Source organism: Thermus arciformis (assembly GCF_900102145.1).
Lineage (GTDB): Bacteria > Deinococcota > Deinococci > Deinococcales > Thermaceae > Thermus > Thermus arciformis.
Genome location: NZ_FNBC01000046.1, coordinates 1 through 15802, shown reverse-complemented (window position 1 = coordinate 15802; position 15802 = coordinate 1). Strand labels below are relative to the sequence as shown.

Sequence of the window (15802 nt, the reverse complement as noted above, 5' to 3'; positions counted from 1 at the left end):
GTGTACGACCTGGGCCACCTGGGCCTGGTGGCCAGCATCCTGGATCAGATAGGACTGGTACAGACCGTAGACCGGTTCGTGGGCCCAAGGCCGGGCGAAAAGGTCTCCACTGGCATGGCCCTCAAGGCCGCCATACTGAACGCCCTGGGCTTCGTCACCTCTCCCCTCTACCTCTTCGGCCACTTCTTCCAGGGCAAGCCCACCGAGCTGCTCCTGGGGCCCGGCATCACCCCCGAACTTTTGAACGACGACCGCATGGGCCGGATGCTGGACAGCCTGTACGCGGCCGGGGTCACCGAGCTGTTCGTGGAGGTGGCTAAATCTGCCCGCAGGGCCTTTCCCTTTCCCGTGCGGGCTCTCATCCCTCTCCGCTAAACCGCAAGCGGCGCGCAAAAAGCCCGGGTCCGAAGGTAAATGGCGGCCCCGGCCAGGCCTTTCCCCGCCCCTTGGTCTTTGCTCCGGAGGCCGGTCCTGGGGGGAAGGGGGGCTTCAGGCGCCCTTCGCCCGCAGGAGAGCGGGGCCCCTCAGGGGCGCCACCTCCTCCTCCGCCAGGTCCAGAAGGGCCAAAGTGTTCCCTTCGTGGTCCACGAACTCCACCATGTACCCCCCGTGGGGGTAGACCAGGACCACGGTCCCCACGTCCCCAGCCTCGAGGCCCCATTCCTCCTTGTCCCGCTTCAGGACCACCAACTCGTGCTCCCGGATCATCGCCCCCTCCAGGGATAGGCCGTCACCAGACGGGCTGCCGCACCCTCTTCCTCAAGGTACCAGACGCTCTGCAAGAGAACCTCCCGCCTGGGGCCGCGAAGAGGGCCCCTAAGGACCAGCACCAGGCCCTGGCCCAGGAAGCCTGGTCTGCGGGCCACCTCCTCGGCCTCCTCCGTGTGGCGCAGGAGGGCTTCTTCCAGAGCCTCGGGAGCCTCCGGGGAGAAGCCCAGGGCCATGAAGAAACGGGCCTTACTTCCCCCCTCGGGGTGTTTGGGGTTGAGGAAAGCTCAAGGAGCCCTTCACCCTCACCCTCTGGGCCTCCCTGAGCCTCCTCGAGGGCCTGCCCCCTCCGGGGACGGGGGTGGAGCTTCGGGGGGAGTACGCCCCCTCCTCCCGCAGGCTCATGGTGCGGGAGGCCCGGGCGGCACGGCTTTGGGACGAGGGCTAGAGGGGCCCGGGTTTCCGGGATGGTCTCGCTGCCCCGAGGTGTAGGCTGGGGAGGAGGTTCCGAGGGATGGGGGGAGGGGTTTGGAGGGCCGGGATCCTGCCGCTTTTGCTGGGGCTGGCGGCGTGCGGGGGAGGCCCCGCCCTTTCCCCCTTCACCGCCGGGTCGGTGGGCACGTGGAACCGGGAGGGCGAGCCCCCGGGCCTGGCCTTCATCGTGGCCGCCTCGCCCGTGGAGCGGGGCACGGTGCGGGTGAGCCTGACCACCCCGGATCCCCAGGTGTTGCTGCGGAGCCTGGATGTGCGCCCCCTCGGCGGCTCAGTGCCCGTCTCCGGTTGGTGGGTGGACGGTTTGGCCCCGCGGCCGGGCACGTACCGCCTCGAGGCTTCCTTCCCCGGGGGCCGGTACCTGAACCGCGAGATGGTCGTGGACCCGGGGGCCCTGCTGCCCCTTGCAGGAAACCCCTCCCTCACCTTCGGAACCCAGGAGTTCCTCCTCCGCTGGGGAAGGGTGGCGGGGGCCGAGGCCTACTACGCCGAGCTCTGGCGCCTCGGCGAGGGGGATCGGCCCGAGGTTGCCTACCCGCTCTTCCTCACCCGGGGGCTGGAGATCCGGCTGGACACCGGCGGCCTCTCGCTGCCCCCGGGCCGCTACCGCGCCCGGATCTTTGCCCTGAGCGCCGACCCCCATGACTTTGGCCACCTTGCGGACCGCCTCGCCTTTCCCTTCAACGTCTCTTCGGTCTGGACGCCCGTGGCCTCCTGGGGAATGCCCTAGACGCCGGGGAGGGGAGAGGGCCTACTCCACCTCCAGGGTGAAGGGCGCATAGCGGGTGAGGGAGCCGTTGCCCACCTCAAAGCGCAGGCGGTAGACCCCGGGGGAAGCGGAGGGGGCCACCTCCACGGCGAGGTCCAGCCGCGCTTCCCCCTCCACCCGGAAGGGGAGACAGCTCTCCCCCCAGCCGATCCCCGGGGGAGGGGGGTTGCCCCGGCCGTCCCGGAGGCACACGACGCCCCCGAAGGGTATGGAGGGGTAGTCCGAGACCACCCGGAGGGTGAAGAGGGCGGTTTCCCCGCGTTTGACCCTCTGGTAGGTGGGCTCGAGGTAGACCTGGAAGGAGGGGTCCGTGGCGCCTCCCCAGCAGGTCCAGCAGAGGTTCAGTTGCCCCCCGCACCCTGCGAGGAGGAAGAGGGTCAGCGTAGCCATCTTGAGGCCCAGGAGCCACCGACGCATCCCCTTGCCTTTTATTTTGGGGCCGGCCTCGAGACCTTGCAATTCCCCACCAGGCGGCGGAAGGTGGGTAGGATTAGCGGCGCATACTCTTTTGGGTTGAGGAGGTCGGCATGGCCACGGTGGGAGAAAGGGTTGTCAGGCTTCTTCGCCTACACCCGGAGGGCATGACGGACGGAGAACTGGCCAGGGCCTTAGGGAAAAGGCGCCCGCACATCAACCGGGTCTGCCTGGGGTTGGCGAAGAAGGGCCTACTGGAACGGAGGGTGGTGGGTGGCATCCTTCGCAACTTTCTGGTGGATCCACCGCCCTCTCTTTTCGAGCCCTCCCCTTCCGATGAGCATCCTTGGACCTGGGAGGGACACGTCCAGGAACGGGTCGCCCGATTTCTGGAAGAGCGGGGTTGGGAGATCCAGCGCAAAGCCGACACCGCGAAGAAGGAGCCTGGGCAGGATCTCGTGGCCCGCTTTCCCGGCACTCCCCGCCTCCTCTGGGTTACGGTCAAGGGTTACCCCCAGGGCACCTCTAGGACCTCGCCTGCGACCCAGGCCAGGCATTGGTTCAAGCAGGCCATCTTCGACATCCTGGACTGGCGGGGTAGGGACCAGGCGGTGGCGCTGGCGGTTGCCCTGCCGGAAAAGGAGGTCTACCGGAAGCTGGCGGACAGGGTCCGCTACCTGCAGCCAATGCTCAGGTTCTCCTTCCTTTGGGTCCGGGAGGACGGCGGGGTGGAGGTAGACGGGGGGCTGGGGTAGGCCTCTTGCCCGGACAACCCGCGGCTTGGGGTCTTTGGGTCCCAAGCCCGGAGGAGGGGAGACAATCCCCGGAAGCGACGGGTTTTTGGGAACGCGAAGCGCACTTCACTCCTCCCCCCACCCCGGCACCACGAGGCTCTTCATCCCGGTCCAGTAGGCCACCTTCTCCCTGGGGTGGCCTTCTTTGAGGAAGCGGCGGATGGCCCGCCAGCGCAAGGGGAGGGCGAGGTCGGCCCGCCGCTTGCCCTGGGGCTTCACCCCGGCGAAGTCCGCGAACTCGGTGAGGATCCACTTGGCCTCCTCAAGGCCCAAAGGCTTCCCCCGGTTCTTCCCCGGGGCGGGTTTGAGGAGGAGGTGGGGGTAGGGGAGGGGCTGGTGCCCGGCGAGGAAGGCCCTCTGGGGGAGCCAGTCGGCGAGGACCTCCCGGGCGAAGGGGGAGAGGGGGACCTCCCGGAGCTTGGTCCCCCGCACCAGGAGGACCTTCTCCCGCACGTCCTCCTGCCAGAGCTCCACGGCCTCCTTCACCGTGAGGCCCACTTCTCCGAGGAGGACGAGGAGGACCCGGAGGAGGGGACGCCAGTAGGCCAGGGGGTAGAGGTCCACTTCCCGGAGGAGCCGGGCGTACTCCTCCTCGGGCATGGCCCGGGAGGGGGCGACCACGGGAAGCTCCTGACGGGAGGGGAGGCGCACATGGGGGGGCATGGGGTGCCCCGCCCAGTCCAGGAAGGGGAAGAGGTGCTTCAGGCCCGCCCGGGCCCGCTCCACGGTGCCCCAAGAGAGGGGCCCCCTTTCCCCTCCGGGGAAGCCCTTCTCCTTGGCCTCCAGGAGGAAGGTCTTGGGGTCCTCGGCCTCCAGATGGGGCCACCTCCTCCCCTTCAAGGCCAGCCACCGGACGAAGTAGCCCACGTAGAGCGGGGCCACCCGGTCGGGCTTCCTGCGGTGGCGCACGAGGTAGGCCCACAGCGCCTCCTTGAGGACCCCTTCGTCCCAGCGTGCCAACGCCTCCCCCACCACCCGCCTCCGTTCCTCGGGGTGGTCCCAGAGCTCCAGCCCAAGCCCGTCTCTCATCCTCACTACCATCTTACCCCCACACCCCCTTCCACCGCCACCCCGTGCGTAGCCAAGACTCCTTCCCCTCCGGTTTTTCCCATTCCCCACCCCACTCCCCACGCCCTGGCCCTTTCCTGCGAGGGTTAAAGGGCTGGGGTGGGGGTGGGGGTGGCGGGTAAAATGGGGGTGAAGAGAAAAGGGGGAAAACCCATGGGGGACAAAGATCGCCTCCCAGGGACCCCACCAGAGGCCCCTCGGGCAGAGGGCTGCCCCCTCGGGGAAAGGACACCCCACTACCGCCGTGGCCCACCACGGTAGGCTTGCCAAAGCTCCTCCATGGTGGAGAGGCGGGTCTGGGGCAGTAGGTCGTAGGGGGTAAGGTTATGAAGCCGAAGAAGGGTTCCTTCCTCCCCCAGGTCTAGAACGGAGAGACCGCAAGGGTGGACCTCCATAGGGAGGAAACCGGGTCTTCCGGTGAGGGCGTAGGAGAGGAGGGCCCGGATCACCCCTCCGTGGGCCACGAGGAGGAGGGTACCCCAGGGTCTTTCCAGAAGACGGCGATAGGCGGCGAGCACCCGCTCCAGAAAGTCCCGGTAGCGCTCCCCTCCCAGGAAACGCTCCTCGAGGCTTTGGGGATGGAAGGCCTCCCGAAAGGCCCGCTCGGGATCGAGGAGGTCCCTCAGCCTGCCGGGGCGGATCTCCCGGAACTCGGGCCAGGCCTCCACCTCAACCTCGCGGCCCTCCAGCACCAGGGCTAGGGTTTCCTCCGTGCGGCGGAGGCCGGTGTGCAGGGCGAGGTCCAAGGGGACGTTCCAGAGCAAAGCCCCGACCGCCCTCGCCTGCTCCTTGCCCCGCTCCGTGAGGCCCACCCCCTCGGGGGGAACAGGGCGTCCTTGGGGAAAGTAGTCCACCTCGCCGTGGCGGAGAAGGATAAGCCGCCGCCTCATCGGTAGCGCCCGAGGTACTTAGGGCTGGCCACCTTAAGCTTCCGCACCACGTGGGCCTTGAGGAAGGCGAAGGTTCCGGGCGGGGCCTGGCCCTCCCGGATCCGCCGCGCCAAGACGCCTAGCAACTCCTCTGGAGCCCCCTCGAGGCCGAGGAGGGCCCCAAGCTCCCTCCGGTCCTCCTCCGCCAGGGCCTCTCCCAGGGAAAGCTCCCGCCGAGCGATGCCCAGGGCGTTCAGGGCCACCAGGGTCTGGAAGCGGAGCCTGGGGTCGGCCACGCTGGGGAGGAGCTCCTTCTCCAGAAACTCCCCCACGGCCTCCAAGAGTTCGTCCAAGGTGGGCCTATCCATGCCTCTCCAAGAGGTACAGAACCTCGTACTCCATCTCCGAGGCGAGCCTTCCCAGCACCGCAAGCTCCACGCTCCGCTCCTCCCCCCTGAGGTGTCTGCGGGCCTGCTTCAGCGCCCCAAGCCCCCAGCGCACGTTGCCCAGGACCTCCCACCAGAAAAGCTCCTCCTCGGCGATGTCCCGGCCCGTGAGGACATTGTACCGTTCCAAGAAAGGCCCCACCTCCCCCACGCCCCCCAGGCGCTTCCCGTCCTCCCCAAAGCGCCAGGCCCGCACCAGGGGCCAGGCCAGGTCCGCCCGAGGGTCGCCCAGGTGGGCGAACTCCCAGTCCAGGACCGCCACCAGCCCTTCCCCGTCCACCAGGAGGTTGCCCACGCGGAAATCGCCGTGGACCACCACGGGGGGAAGCTCCCTGGGCGGGTGGTCCTGGAGCCAGCGCAGGCCCCACTCCAGGGCCGGGTGGGGCTCCTCCAGAGCGTCCAGGTCCCGGTAGGCCTCCTCCAAGGCGGCCCGCCAAGGCGGGAGGGGAGGGGGCTTGAGGAAGGGCACCTCTCCCGGGGGAAGGGCGTGGATCTTGGCGAGCTCCTCGGCCATGGCCTGGGGCAGGGCCTCCCGGGCCCGCGCCAGCTCCGGGCGCCGCACCACCCGGGCGCCGATGGCTTCCCCCTCCAGGCGGCGCATAAGGAAGGCCTCGCGGCCCTCGAGGTCAGGGAAGTAGTGGAGGGGCTCCGGGACCTTGACCCCATGGGCCCAGGCCACCCGGAGGAGGCGGAACTCCTGCGCCAAGGACAGCGTCTTGCTGTAGATCACCCCGCCCCCCGCCCGGCGGAGGAAGAGGGGGTGCAGGGCCTCTCCGGTGCGGTAGTCCACCGCCCAGGCCTCCTTGGAGGCTCCCCCAGGGAGGCGCCTCAAGGCCACCACCTCCCCCGGTCCCAGGACCTCCCTTAGGGCGGCTTCCAAGGCCTCCTTCATGGCCTAAGCCCCTTGAAAAGGGCCCGCTTGCCCACGCTCGCCCGGTGCACCTCGCTGGGCCCGTCGTAGATCCGGAAGGGCCGCACCTCCCGGTAGAAGATGGAGAGGGGGATGTCCTCGCTCACGCCCAGGGCGCCGGTGATCTGGAGCGCCCGGTCCACCGCCCGGCCCACCGCCTCGGAGACGAAGACCTTGGCCATGGAGGCCTCGTGGCGGATCCTCTCCCCCCGGTCCAGCTTCCAGGCGGCGTGCCAGACCATGAGGCGGGCGGCGTGGAGTTCCATATGGCTGTCGGCGATCATGAACTGGACCCCTTGGTGCTCGGCGAGCTTCCGGCCGAAGGAGTCCCGCTTGAGGGCGTACTCCTGGGCAAGCTCCGTGGCCCGCACCCCCACCCCGAGCCAGCGCATGCAGTGGGTGAGCCGGGCCGGGTCCAGGCGGAGTTCGGCGTACTCGAACCCCTTCCCCACCTCCCCCAAGACCGCCTCCTCCCCCACCTCGCACCCCTCGAGGACCAGCTCCCCGTGCCCCCCCAAGGACCAGTGGTCCATGGTGGGGATGGTGCGCACTAGCTTAAGCCCGGGGTTCTCCCGGTCCACCAGGAAGATGGTGGGCCCCTCCTCGGCCCGGGCCAGGACCAGGAAGAAGGCCGCCCCCTCGGCCCCGGTGGTGAACCACTTCCGCCCCTCGAGGACAAACCCCCTCCCCCTCCGCCGGGCGGTGGTCCTGAGGAGGCTGGGATCGGCCCCCGCCCCCATGGGCTCGGTCATGGCGAAACCGCTCCGCACCTCCCCGGCGGCCAGGGGCTCGAGGTAGCGCCGCTTTTGCTCGGGGCTCGCCACCTTGTGGAGGAGGTGCATGTTGCCCTCATCGGGGGCGGCGGCGTTCAGGGCCCGGGGTCCGAGAAGGCTCCGCCCCGCCTCCTCCAAGACCACGGCCAGTTGCCGCCAGGAAAGACCAAGCCCGCCCAGCTCCCTGGGCATGTGGGGAAGGAAGAGCCCCCGCTCTTTGGCTTCCGCCTGAAGCTCCCTAGCGATGGCCTCGAGGCGATCGAGGTTGCGTGCGGCCTCAACCTCCCGAGGGATGACTGCTTCCTCGAGGAAGGCCCGTACCCTCTCCCTAAGCGCCTCCGTCTCCCGGTCCAGAGCGAAGTCCATGCCGCACCTCCTCCGGGGCGAAGTGCTTGGTGAGGAAGCGGTGGAAGCGCCGGATCATGCGCTCCTGCCGCTCCATGCTGGCCAGCACCTCCCCGGTCTTCTGCCACATGGCGAGGAGCTCTTCGTCTGAGAGGGGGATATCCTCCCGTTTCCAATCCTCCCGGTAAGTACCGTCGGGGCGGAAGATGGCCTTCTTCAGGAGCATGATTTTACGGATTTCTTCTAGGGAGAACCCCAGTTGGTTCAGGTCCTGGATGTCTTGGACCAGGGAGAGGGCAAACTCGGTGTAAAGCTTGCGTCCCCCGTGGGTAAGTGCCCCCGGCTCCAGGAGGCCGAGCCGGGCGTAGTGCTGGAGGACCCTCCGGCTGATCCCGGTTGCCCGGGCCAGGTCGCTCAGGGCGTAGAGGGAAGGTAGGGGAGACCCCACGCCCCCACTTTACCACAGGATGAGCATAGCGTTCATTAGTGTACATACTTGACAAGCTACGTCCCTATTGCCTATAGTGTGCGCAAACCGCTTATTGGAGGCCTGCATGTCCCGGTACCTGCACCCCGAGGTAGAGATCCTTCCTCGAAGCCGTTTGGAGGCGCTGCAGTTGGCGCTTCTCCAGAAGCAGGTGGAAAGGCTCTACCACCAAAGCGCCTTTTACCGGGAGCGGTGGGCGGGCATTTCCCGGGAGATTCGGGGCCTCGAGGACCTCGCCCGCTTCCCCCTGATCACAAAAGCAGACCTCAGGCAGGAGCAGCAGACGCACCCTCCCTTGGGCCGCTATACCCTGGTACCCCCAGACGGGTGGCAGGAATACCACCCCAGCAGCGGCACCACGGGATTTCCTGTGGGCACGGTTTGGTCCAAAAAGGACGCGGAAAACATCGCCGAGATTACAGCCCGGACCCTCTTTGGCTTTGGTCTGAGGCCGGGGGACGTTTTGCTGAACGGCTTCAGCTACGGGCTTTGGGTCGCGGGCATGGCCGTGCACTACGCCGCCGTTAAACTCGGCCTCTTCATCCTCCCCGTGGGCGCGGGGCAGACGGAGCGCCACCTCGAGCTCATGGCGCGCTTCCGCCCCAAGGCGCTTACCGCCACCCCCTCCTTCGGCTTATACCTGGCCGAAGCCCTTCAGGCCCGGGGCGTGGACAGCCCCCTCGCCATCGGCGCTTTCGGGGGCGAGGCAGGTACGGAGAACCCGGCCACACGGCGCCGCCTGGAGGAGGCGTTAGGCCTTCGGGCTTACGATTACTACGGACTTGCGGAGATGGGTCCCACCTTCGCCGCGGAGTGCGAAGCCCAGGCGGGGCTCCACTTCGCCGAGGACCACTACCTGGTGGAGGTGGTGGACCCGGAAACCAAAGAACCCCTTCCCGAGGGCAAGATGGGGGTTCTGGTCCTTACCCACCTTACCCGGGAAGCGACCCCGCTGGTCCGCTACTACACGGGCGACCTGGCCGTCCTCACCAAAGAACCCTGCCCCTGCGGGCGCACCCACCTTAGGGCCTTAGGAGGCATTCTCGGGCGGGCAGATGACCTGGTGGTGTACCGCGGGGCCAAGTTCTACCCCACCCAGGTGGAGGAGGTGGTGCGGGCCTTTCCGGAGCTCTCCAGCGAGTACCGGATCGAGGTTGTGGAGGAAGGAGGGGTGGCCCGGCAGGTAACCGTGGTGGCCGAGCTGGCCCAAAGGAGGGAAGACACGGAAGGCCTCGTTCAGGCCCTGCGGGCACGCCTCAAGGAAGCCCTAGGGGTCACGCCGGAAGTGCGCCTCGAGGCCCCGGGGACGCTGGAGCGCACGGCTTTCAAGGCCAAGCGGGTGGTGAGGCATGTCCGGGCTTAGGGATAAGCCGGTTCTCGTGGTGGGAGCCACGCGAGGGATTGGCCTGGCGGTCGCTAAGGAGCTTGCTGCCTGTGGAGCCCGCCTCGGGATCACGGGTAGGGATCCCGAGCGTGTGAAGGCAGTGGCTCAGGACCTAAAAGCCTGGGGCGCAGTTTTGGACGTGCTTGACCGGGCGGCTATTCCCTTGGTCATCTCCCGCTTCGCCGAGGAGGTGGGTCTTTACGGCCTCGTCTACAACGCTGGGATTAGCCCTGCCTTCACACGGGCGGAGAAGCTGGACCCCGAGGTGTGGGACCAAGTGTTGGCGGTCAACCTCACCGGAGCCTTCCTCGTAGCTCAGGCCTTCGCCCAGCGACTGCAACAAGAGGGAAGCGTGGTCCTGGTCGGGTCGGTTCTGAGCCTGAAAGACGGGGAACGTTTGGCCGCCTACACCGCGGCCAAAGCGGGGCTTTGGGGGCTTACCCGAGCCCTTGCCCTGGACTGGGCGAACCGGGGTATCCGGGTCAATCTGGTTGCTCCCGGCTGGACGGAAACCGAGATGACCGCGGGCCTTAGGGCGCATCCGGTTCTGGGTCCGCGCCTTTTGCAGGAGATCCCCCTGGGCAGGATGGCTCAACCCGAAGAGGTGGCTCGCATGGTCGTGTTTCTTCTGGAGCCGGAGAACCGTTACCTTACCGGCGGCGTCTACGCCGTGGATGGCGGCGTGAGCGCAAAGTAAAAAGGAGGAGAACATGAAGGGTTGGTTTGCTCCGTTGCTTTTGGCCTTAGGATTGGCCCTCGCCCAAAGCCAACAGCCCATCAAGATAGGTGCCTTGTTCATCCTCAGCGGCAACTTCGCAGGTTACGGCAAATCCGGTTCCCAAGGCGCCCAGCTCGCCGCAGAGGAGATCAACGCACGGGGAGGGGTCCTGGGTAGGCCCATCCAACTCATCGTGGTGGACGACCAAGGCAACCCCGATGTAGGGGTCAGGGAAGCCCGGCGCCTGATCCTCCAAGAGAAGGTGGACTTCCTCTTCGGTATAGACTCCAGCTCCGTGTCCCTGGCCGTGGCTCCGCTCACGGACGAGTACAAGATCCCTCTGGTGGTGACCCATGCGGCCACGCCCAACCTTACCGAGCAATGCCGCCCCTACGTGTTCCGCACTTCCAATAACGCCCGCATGGACTCCTGGGCGGCGGCCGCTTTGGCAGCTACGTTGCCGGTCAAGCGGTGGGCCAACATCGGTCCCGACTACGAGTTCGGGCGCGTCTCTTGGCAGGACTTCATCACGCGCCTGAAGCAGCTCCGCCCTGACGTGGAGGTGGTGAGCGAGCAGTGGCCCCGCTTCGGCTCCACCGACTACGCGAGCTTCATTACGGCGCTCATGCGGGCGCGCCCCGAAGCGGTCTTCTCTACCCTCTGGGCGGGGGACATGGTGATTTTTGCCCGGCAGGCCAAGCAGTTTGGCTTCTTCAACCAGGTAAAGTACTTCGTGAATCCCGTAGGCGCAGCTTTAGAGGTCCTGGTACCCCTGGGGAAAGAAACCCCTGAAGGCCTTTTGGTGTCGGCCCGGTACTGGTTCCTCTACCCCAACACCGAACGCAACAAGGCCTTTGTGGAGGCCTACCGCAAGCGCTTCGGAGAGTACCCAAGCTACAATGCACAAGAAGCCTATGCAGGCCTGCACATGCTGGCCCGGGCCATAGAGAAAGCCCGGTCCACCCAGGCGGACGCGGTGAAGCGGGCCTTTGAGGCCGACGGCGGCTTGGTCTACGACGCTCCCGAAGGCCGGAAGCGGATGCGTCCGGAGGACCACCAGGTGTTTGAGGGACTGGTCTGGGGCTACACCAAGCACACGCCGGATTACCCCTTTGCCATCCTGGAACGCATGAGGATTGTCCCCGCAACCGACACCATTTACCCCACCCAGTGTAAGCGGTAGCCCATGGACCTCGGATTCTACGCCCTCCAGCTCCTCACCGGTCTCGCCTACGCTAGCACTCTCTTCCTCCTTTCTGTAGGCCTCTCCCTGATTTTCGGAGCCATGGGCATTGTCAACTTTGCCCATGGCTCCTTTTACATGCTTGGCGCGTACTTTTTGTACGCCTTCACCCGCGGCCAGGCCGATGGGTTCTGGGGAGGTCTCCTCCTCGTGTTGGCAACCGGGTTTGTCATTGGGGCGTTCGTGGAGCGCATCTTCATCCGCCGGGTCTATGCTCGTCCTGAGGAGTATCAGATCCTCCTCACCTACGCCCTTCTCCTCATCATCGAGGACCTGGTCCGCTTCTTCTTCGGCACAGGGTACCGGGCCTTCCCCATGCCCCAGGCCTTTGCCGGTCCCTTGTTCCTCTTGGGAACTCCTTTCCCCAGCTACTACCTGTTCCTCATAGGCCTTGCCGCCGTAAGCGCACTTCTCCTGGGGATCTTCCTGTACCGGACCCGGCTTGGGGCCTGGATTCGGGCAGCCACCCAGGATCGGGAAATGCTGGAAGCCTTGGGCGTGAACGTACCTTTGCTCTACACCGTGGTCTTCGGCGTGGGAATCGCCTTGGCGGCGCTCGGGGGGGCAGCCCTCCTGCCCATGCAGGCCGCTACCCCGGGCATGGCCGTGGATGCAGTGATCAACGCCTTCATCGTGGTGGTCATCGGAGGGTTGGCGAGCGTGTGGGGAGCGTTGCTAGGGGCGGTGTTGATCGGGCTGGTGCAGGCCCTTGGGGTGCTGTTTCTGCCGGAATGGGCCATGGTCTTTCCCTTCGCCCTTATGGCCTTGACACTCCTTTTGCGCCCATGGGGGCTCTTGGGGCGTCCGCCGGCGGTGAGAACATGAGGCTTCTGTGGCTTTTCCTCGCCCTTGCCCTCTTGGGGCCGTGGTTTTCCGAGTACGGGCTTAAGCTGGCCAGCGAGGCCTTCATCCTGGGGTTGTATGCCATGGCCTTCAACCTCTTGTTCCGCCAGACCGGGCTTCTTTCCTTCGGCCAAGCCGCCTTTTTCGGTCTAGGCGCTTACACCATGGCCCTTCTCGTGGCTCGGGGAGGTTGGCCCTTCCCCGCCACCTTGCCTCTGGCCTTCCTGATCAGCGCCTTGGGAGCGCTCTTCATTGGCTTTTTGTCTATCCGCCTCTCCCGTATCTACTTCACCATGCTCACCCTGGCTTTTGCCCAACTTCTCTACGCCGTGGCCCACAAGTGGTACGCCTTCACCGGGGGGGACAACGGCATCACCGACCTTCGTCCTCCGGGCATTTGGGGGGAAAGCCTTTTTTACTACTATGTTGTCCTCTTTCTCTTTGCTCTTGGCGTTCTTTTTCTCTGGGCGCTGGAACGTTCGCCCTTTGGCTACGCTCTCCGCGCTTTGAGGGACAACCGCGCCCGGGCCGAGGCCGTGGGCATAAACGCTTTCGGTCATCTCCTCCTCGCTTTCGTCATCTCCGGAGCCCTCTCCGGCCTCGCTGGGGCTCTCCAAGGAGCCTTACAGCGGTCGGTATTCCCCGATTACCTTTTCTGGACACGGTCTGCAGAATGTATTTTGGCGACGATTCTGGGAGGAAGCGGCGTTTTCCTGGGACCGGCCATAGGAGCGACCGTCTTCCTTCTTCTGAGGGTGGTTGTTCAAGCGAACACCGAATACTGGCCTTTTTTCCTTGGGGCCTTACTCCTTCTCATGGTCCTTTTCTTCCCCAAGGGGCTTGGAGGGCTGGCCTTGGAGATGGCCAGCAGGCGGCTGAAGGGGGAGCGCCGTGGCGCTTCTGGAAGCTAAGGACATCTATCGATCCTTCCAGGGCTTTCTAGCCCTGGCCGGGGTGTCCCTCTCGGTGGCCGAAGGGAGCTTCCACGCCCTGGTAGGACCTAACGGCGCTGGGAAAACCACCCTCTTTAACGTGATCACGGGGCGGCTTCGTCCAGACCGGGGGCGCATCACCTACGAGGGCCGGGAAATCACGGGCTGGCCCACCTTCAGGATCGCCCGCATGGGCCTCGCCATCTCTTTCCAGCGCGCCCAACCCTTTTTGTCCATGACGGTCCTCGAGGCCGTGGCCGTGGCCTGTCTGGGGTACCAGGGGCGCACCTTCGCCCTTCTCAAGCCGTTAAGGGACTTTAAAGAGGGATTAGCGCAGGCGGAAGAAGCGCTACAGAAAGTCGGCTTGGAGAAGCAAAGTTCAAGGAGAGTATCTGAACTCCCTCTAGGAGATCTCAAACGGCTCGACGTGGCCATAGCCTTGGCAGGCCGGCCCAAGCTTCTCCTTCTGGATGAACCTCTAGCGGGGCTTTCTCGGGCGGAAAGACGGGAGATGGTGGCTTTCATTCGTGAACTTCTGCGCAAAGAAGGCGTCACCCTACTCTTCACCGAGCACGACACCGAGGCGGTGCTTCACCTAGCTGACCGCATCACGGTGCTTCACCAAGGTAGAGTTCTGGCGGAAGGCTCTCCCGAGGAGATTCGCCAAAACGCAGAGGTCCGGGCCGCTTTCCTAGGGGGTGGAGCATGAGCCTTAGGATCGAGGGACTCCGGGCAGGGTACGGGGAAATCCCCGTCCTACACGATGTCAATCTGGAGGTGAGGGAAGGGGAGGTGGTCGCTCTCTTAGGGCGGAATGGGGCGGGGAAGACCACTTTGATCAAAGCAGTGATGGGCATGGTAAGGGTGTTCTCGGGAAGCGTGGCCTACCGGGGCCGGGAGCTCATCCACCTTCCTCTTTTCCGCCGGGCGCAGCTCGGCCTTGGCTATGTCCCGGACGATCGCCGCATCTTCCCTGAACTCACGGTGCGGGAAAACCTCCTCGTGGCTCAACGACCTGGCCGCTGGAACTTGGAGCAAATATATAGGCTTTTGCCTCGTTTGAAAGAAATTGAACACCGCAAGGGGGGACTCCTCTCGGGGGGAGAGCAACAGATGCTCACCATCGCAAGAACCTTGATGACGAATCCCCAACTCCTGCTCCTCGACGAGCCAACAGAAGGGCTTGCCCCGTTGGTGGTGGAGGAGATCGCCCGGTTAGTCCTGGAGCTTAAGGGAGAAGGCCTGCCTATCCTGTTGGCGGAGCAAAACCTTAAGTTCACGGGCCAGGTGGCGGACCGGGCCTACGTTTTGGAAACAGGGGAAGTGCGCCTCGAAGGGGAAATGGAGGACCTCCTCCACCGGGAGGAGGTAGCGGCGTTGCTCGCCCTTTGAAGGCGGGAAGGGGTGCGCCCAATCGTGACCCTCTAGGGATCATTGGGGGTCCCATAGAGGTAGCCTGGAGAGGCGGAAGGCGGCCATGCTAAAGGCGCTGGGAGTGGCGGTGCCCACGGAGGCCCTGATCGGCGGGGCGTGGCGGCGCTTGGAGCGGAGGTTCCCCGTGGTCTCCCCGGCCACGGGGGAGGTGGTGGCCGAGGTGGCGGACTGCGGGGAGGAGGAGGCGCGGGAGGCCTTGGAGGAGGCGGTTTCGGCCTTCCCCGCCTGGAGCCGCGCCACGGCCTACGAACGGGCCCAGGTCCTCAGGCGCTGGTACGAGGGCATCCTGGAGCACAAGAAGCCCCTCGCCCGGCTCATGGCCCTGGAGATGGGGAAGCCCCTCAAGGAGGGGAGGGCCGAGGTGGCCTACGCCGCGGGGTTCGTGGAGTGGTACGCCGAGGAGGCGAAGCGGATCTACGGGGAGACGGTCCCCTCCCAGTTTCCCCACAAGCGGATCCTGGTGCGCTACGAGCCCGTGGGGCCGGTCTACGGCATCACCCCTTGGAACTTCCCCGCGGCCATGGTGACCCGCAAGGTGGCCCCGGCCCTGGCCGCGGGGTGCACCTTCGTGCTCAAGCCCGCGGAGGAGAGCCCCCTCACCGCCCTTTACCTGGCCAAGCTCTTCCTGGAGGCGGGGGGGCCTCCTGGGGTCTTCCAGGTCCTCCCCACCTCCAGGCCCGCCGAGGTCTCCCGCCCCTTCCTGGAGGACGAAAGGGTCCGCAAGCTCACCTTCACGGGGAGCACCGAGGTGGGGGTGAGGCTCTACGAGGAGGCGGCCAAGACCCTGAAGCGGGTCTCCCTGGAGCTTGGGGGCGGGGCGCCCGTCCTGGTCTTCGCCGACGCCGACCTGGATAGGGCGGTGGAGGAAACGCTTCGGGCCAAGTTCCGCAACGCCGGGGAGTCCTGCGTGGCCGCGAACCGGATCTTCGTCCAGGCGGAGGTGGCCGAGGCCTTCGCCGAGGCCTACGCCCGAAGGGTCCAGGCCCTGAAGGTGGGGGACCCCCTCTCCGAGGAGACGGACATCGGCCCCCTGGTGAACGAGGCCGCCCTCCGGAAGGTGCAGACCCACGTGGAGGACGCCCTCGCCAAGGGAGCGAGGCTCGTGGCGGGAGGGGAGGCCAAGGGGCTCTTCTTCGCCCCCACGGTGCTTCTGGACGTGAAGCCGGAGAGCCT

General features: G+C 66.2%; 19 protein-coding genes and 1 pseudogene. 11 read left to right on the top strand and 9 right to left on the bottom strand.

All coding sequences use genetic code 11. The annotated features are described in order from the left end of the window. Window positions 1–360: pseudogene (locus tag BLP62_RS11930) on the top strand (DUF4277 domain-containing protein); the annotation flags it as partial. A gap of 129 nt (window positions 361–489) precedes the next feature. Here the strand turns inward: BLP62_RS11930 and BLP62_RS11925 are convergent. Both BLP62_RS11925 and BLP62_RS11920 read right to left on the bottom strand, forming a co-directional pair. Continuing rightward, entirely contained in the window at window positions 490–708 is a 219-nt protein-coding gene (locus tag BLP62_RS11925) for a DUF4926 domain-containing protein (protein ID WP_176758217.1), read from the bottom strand. Beyond that, entirely contained in the window at window positions 705–944 is a 240-nt protein-coding gene (locus BLP62_RS11920; RefSeq protein WP_241374281.1) for a DUF6883 domain-containing protein, read from the bottom strand. The genes BLP62_RS11925 and BLP62_RS11920 overlap by 4 nt, the downstream gene beginning before the upstream one ends. A 317-nt stretch (window positions 945–1261) precedes the next feature. Between BLP62_RS11920 and BLP62_RS11915 the strand changes: the two genes are divergently transcribed. Then, window positions 1262–1930 carry a hypothetical protein gene (locus BLP62_RS11915; protein WP_143004366.1) on the top strand — a complete coding sequence of 223 codons (669 nt, stop codon included), beginning with the start codon at window positions 1262–1264 and terminating at the stop codon, window positions 1928–1930. Window positions 1931–1951: 21 nt separating this feature from the next. Here BLP62_RS11915 and BLP62_RS11910 read toward each other — a convergent pair whose 3' ends face one another. Further along, window positions 1952–2386, bottom strand: coding sequence for a hypothetical protein (locus tag BLP62_RS11910; RefSeq protein ID WP_093008557.1), 435 nt, complete (start codon window positions 2384–2386; stop codon window positions 1952–1954). A 110-nt stretch (window positions 2387–2496) separates the two neighbouring features. Here BLP62_RS11910 and BLP62_RS11905 point away from each other — a divergent pair, with 110 nt between their 5' ends. Beyond that, window positions 2497–3138, top strand: coding sequence for a MarR family transcriptional regulator (locus BLP62_RS11905; RefSeq protein ID WP_241374280.1), 642 nt, complete (start codon window positions 2497–2499; stop codon window positions 3136–3138). Window positions 3139–3243: 105 nt separating this feature from the next. Here BLP62_RS11905 and BLP62_RS11900 read toward each other — a convergent pair whose 3' ends face one another. The 6 genes from BLP62_RS11900 to BLP62_RS11875 all read right to left on the bottom strand — a co-directional run bounded on the left by BLP62_RS11900 (window position 3244) and on the right by BLP62_RS11875 (window position 8036). Beyond that, a complete protein-coding gene (locus tag BLP62_RS11900) occupies window positions 3244–4206 on the bottom strand; it encodes a site-specific integrase (protein WP_093008556.1) in 963 nt (320 codons plus the stop codon). Between the two features lie 275 nt (window positions 4207–4481). After that, window positions 4482–5135 carry a histidine phosphatase family protein gene (locus BLP62_RS11895; RefSeq protein WP_093008555.1) on the bottom strand — a complete coding sequence of 218 codons (654 nt, stop codon included), beginning with the start codon at window positions 5133–5135 and terminating at the stop codon, window positions 4482–4484. Then, window positions 5132–5482 carry a DUF6285 domain-containing protein gene (locus tag BLP62_RS11890; protein ID WP_093008554.1) on the bottom strand — a complete coding sequence of 117 codons (351 nt, stop codon included), beginning with the start codon at window positions 5480–5482 and terminating at the stop codon, window positions 5132–5134. The genes BLP62_RS11895 and BLP62_RS11890 overlap by 4 nt, the downstream gene beginning before the upstream one ends. Further along, on the bottom strand, window positions 5475–6452 hold the full coding sequence (locus BLP62_RS11885) for a phosphotransferase family protein (RefSeq protein WP_093008553.1): 978 nt from the start codon (window positions 6450–6452) through the stop codon (window positions 5475–5477). The genes BLP62_RS11890 and BLP62_RS11885 overlap by 8 nt, the downstream gene beginning before the upstream one ends. After that, on the bottom strand, window positions 6449–7609 hold the full coding sequence (locus BLP62_RS11880) for an acyl-CoA dehydrogenase family protein (RefSeq protein ID WP_093008552.1): 1161 nt from the start codon (window positions 7607–7609) through the stop codon (window positions 6449–6451). The genes BLP62_RS11885 and BLP62_RS11880 overlap by 4 nt, the downstream gene beginning before the upstream one ends. Beyond that, complete coding sequence (locus BLP62_RS11875) at window positions 7572–8036, bottom strand: MerR family transcriptional regulator (RefSeq protein WP_029765644.1); 465 nt, start codon at window positions 8034–8036, stop codon at window positions 7572–7574. The genes BLP62_RS11880 and BLP62_RS11875 overlap by 38 nt, the downstream gene beginning before the upstream one ends. Before the next feature lie 106 nt (window positions 8037–8142). Between BLP62_RS11875 and BLP62_RS11870 the strand changes: the two genes are divergently transcribed. The 8 genes from BLP62_RS11870 to BLP62_RS11835 all read left to right on the top strand — a co-directional run. Beyond that, window positions 8143–9438: a phenylacetate--CoA ligase family protein gene (locus tag BLP62_RS11870; RefSeq protein WP_093008551.1), complete on the top strand. Its 1296-nt coding sequence runs from the start codon at window positions 8143–8145 to the stop codon at window positions 9436–9438. Then, window positions 9425–10156 carry an SDR family NAD(P)-dependent oxidoreductase gene (locus tag BLP62_RS11865; RefSeq protein ID WP_093008550.1) on the top strand — a complete coding sequence of 244 codons (732 nt, stop codon included), beginning with the start codon at window positions 9425–9427 and terminating at the stop codon, window positions 10154–10156. The genes BLP62_RS11870 and BLP62_RS11865 overlap by 14 nt, the downstream gene beginning before the upstream one ends. Before the next feature lie 13 nt (window positions 10157–10169). Further along, on the top strand, window positions 10170–11360 hold the full coding sequence (locus BLP62_RS11860; protein ID WP_093008549.1) for an ABC transporter substrate-binding protein: 1191 nt from the start codon (window positions 10170–10172) through the stop codon (window positions 11358–11360). Window positions 11361–11363: 3 nt separating this feature from the next. Continuing rightward, window positions 11364–12245: a branched-chain amino acid ABC transporter permease gene (locus BLP62_RS11855; protein ID WP_093008548.1), complete on the top strand. Its 882-nt coding sequence runs from the start codon at window positions 11364–11366 to the stop codon at window positions 12243–12245. Next, complete coding sequence (locus BLP62_RS11850) at window positions 12242–13174, top strand: branched-chain amino acid ABC transporter permease (RefSeq protein ID WP_093008547.1); 933 nt, start codon at window positions 12242–12244, stop codon at window positions 13172–13174. The genes BLP62_RS11855 and BLP62_RS11850 overlap by 4 nt, the downstream gene beginning before the upstream one ends. Then, the gene (locus BLP62_RS11845) at window positions 13155–13904 is read left to right on the top strand and encodes an ABC transporter ATP-binding protein (protein ID WP_241374277.1); all 750 of its coding nucleotides are present in this window, start codon (window positions 13155–13157) and stop codon (window positions 13902–13904) included. The genes BLP62_RS11850 and BLP62_RS11845 overlap by 20 nt, the downstream gene beginning before the upstream one ends. Further along, entirely contained in the window at window positions 13901–14587 is a 687-nt protein-coding gene (locus tag BLP62_RS11840) for an ABC transporter ATP-binding protein (protein WP_093008546.1), read from the top strand. The genes BLP62_RS11845 and BLP62_RS11840 overlap by 4 nt, the downstream gene beginning before the upstream one ends. Window positions 14588–14672: 85 nt before the next feature. Further along, window positions 14673–15802: aldehyde dehydrogenase family protein (locus tag BLP62_RS11835; RefSeq protein ID WP_093008545.1), on the top strand; the 1130-nt coding region annotated here is incomplete at its 3' end.

What these genes read in the sequence shown, in the direction of transcription:
- BLP62_RS11860 (WP_093008549.1), top strand. Translation starts at nt 10,170, where the DNA reads ATGAAGGGTTGGTTTGCTCCGTTGCTTTTGGCCTTAGGATTGGCCCTC.
- BLP62_RS11910 (WP_093008557.1), bottom strand. Translation starts at nt 2,386, where the DNA reads ATGCGTCGGTGGCTCCTGGGCCTCAAGATGGCTACGCTGACCCTCTTC.
- BLP62_RS11870 (WP_093008551.1), top strand. Translation starts at nt 8,143, where the DNA reads ATGTCCCGGTACCTGCACCCCGAGGTAGAGATCCTTCCTCGAAGCCGT.
- BLP62_RS11920 (WP_241374281.1), bottom strand. Translation starts at nt 944, where the DNA reads ATGGCCCTGGGCTTCTCCCCGGAGGCTCCCGAGGCTCTGGAAGAAGCC.
- BLP62_RS11925 (WP_176758217.1), bottom strand. Translation starts at nt 708, where the DNA reads ATGATCCGGGAGCACGAGTTGGTGGTCCTGAAGCGGGACAAGGAGGAA.
- BLP62_RS11890 (WP_093008554.1), bottom strand. Translation starts at nt 5,482, where the DNA reads ATGGATAGGCCCACCTTGGACGAACTCTTGGAGGCCGTGGGGGAGTTT.
- BLP62_RS11865 (WP_093008550.1), top strand. Translation starts at nt 9,425, where the DNA reads ATGTCCGGGCTTAGGGATAAGCCGGTTCTCGTGGTGGGAGCCACGCGA.
- BLP62_RS11850 (WP_093008547.1), top strand. Translation starts at nt 12,242, where the DNA reads ATGAGGCTTCTGTGGCTTTTCCTCGCCCTTGCCCTCTTGGGGCCGTGG.
- BLP62_RS11905 (WP_241374280.1), top strand. Translation starts at nt 2,497, where the DNA reads ATGGCCACGGTGGGAGAAAGGGTTGTCAGGCTTCTTCGCCTACACCCG.
- BLP62_RS11885 (WP_093008553.1), bottom strand. Translation starts at nt 6,452, where the DNA reads ATGAAGGAGGCCTTGGAAGCCGCCCTAAGGGAGGTCCTGGGACCGGGG.
- BLP62_RS11880 (WP_093008552.1), bottom strand. Translation starts at nt 7,609, where the DNA reads ATGGACTTCGCTCTGGACCGGGAGACGGAGGCGCTTAGGGAGAGGGTA.
- BLP62_RS11900 (WP_093008556.1), bottom strand. Translation starts at nt 4,206, where the DNA reads ATGAGAGACGGGCTTGGGCTGGAGCTCTGGGACCACCCCGAGGAACGG.
- BLP62_RS11895 (WP_093008555.1), bottom strand. Translation starts at nt 5,135, where the DNA reads ATGAGGCGGCGGCTTATCCTTCTCCGCCACGGCGAGGTGGACTACTTT.
- BLP62_RS11840 (WP_093008546.1), top strand. Translation starts at nt 13,901, where the DNA reads ATGAGCCTTAGGATCGAGGGACTCCGGGCAGGGTACGGGGAAATCCCC.
- BLP62_RS11855 (WP_093008548.1), top strand. Translation starts at nt 11,364, where the DNA reads ATGGACCTCGGATTCTACGCCCTCCAGCTCCTCACCGGTCTCGCCTAC.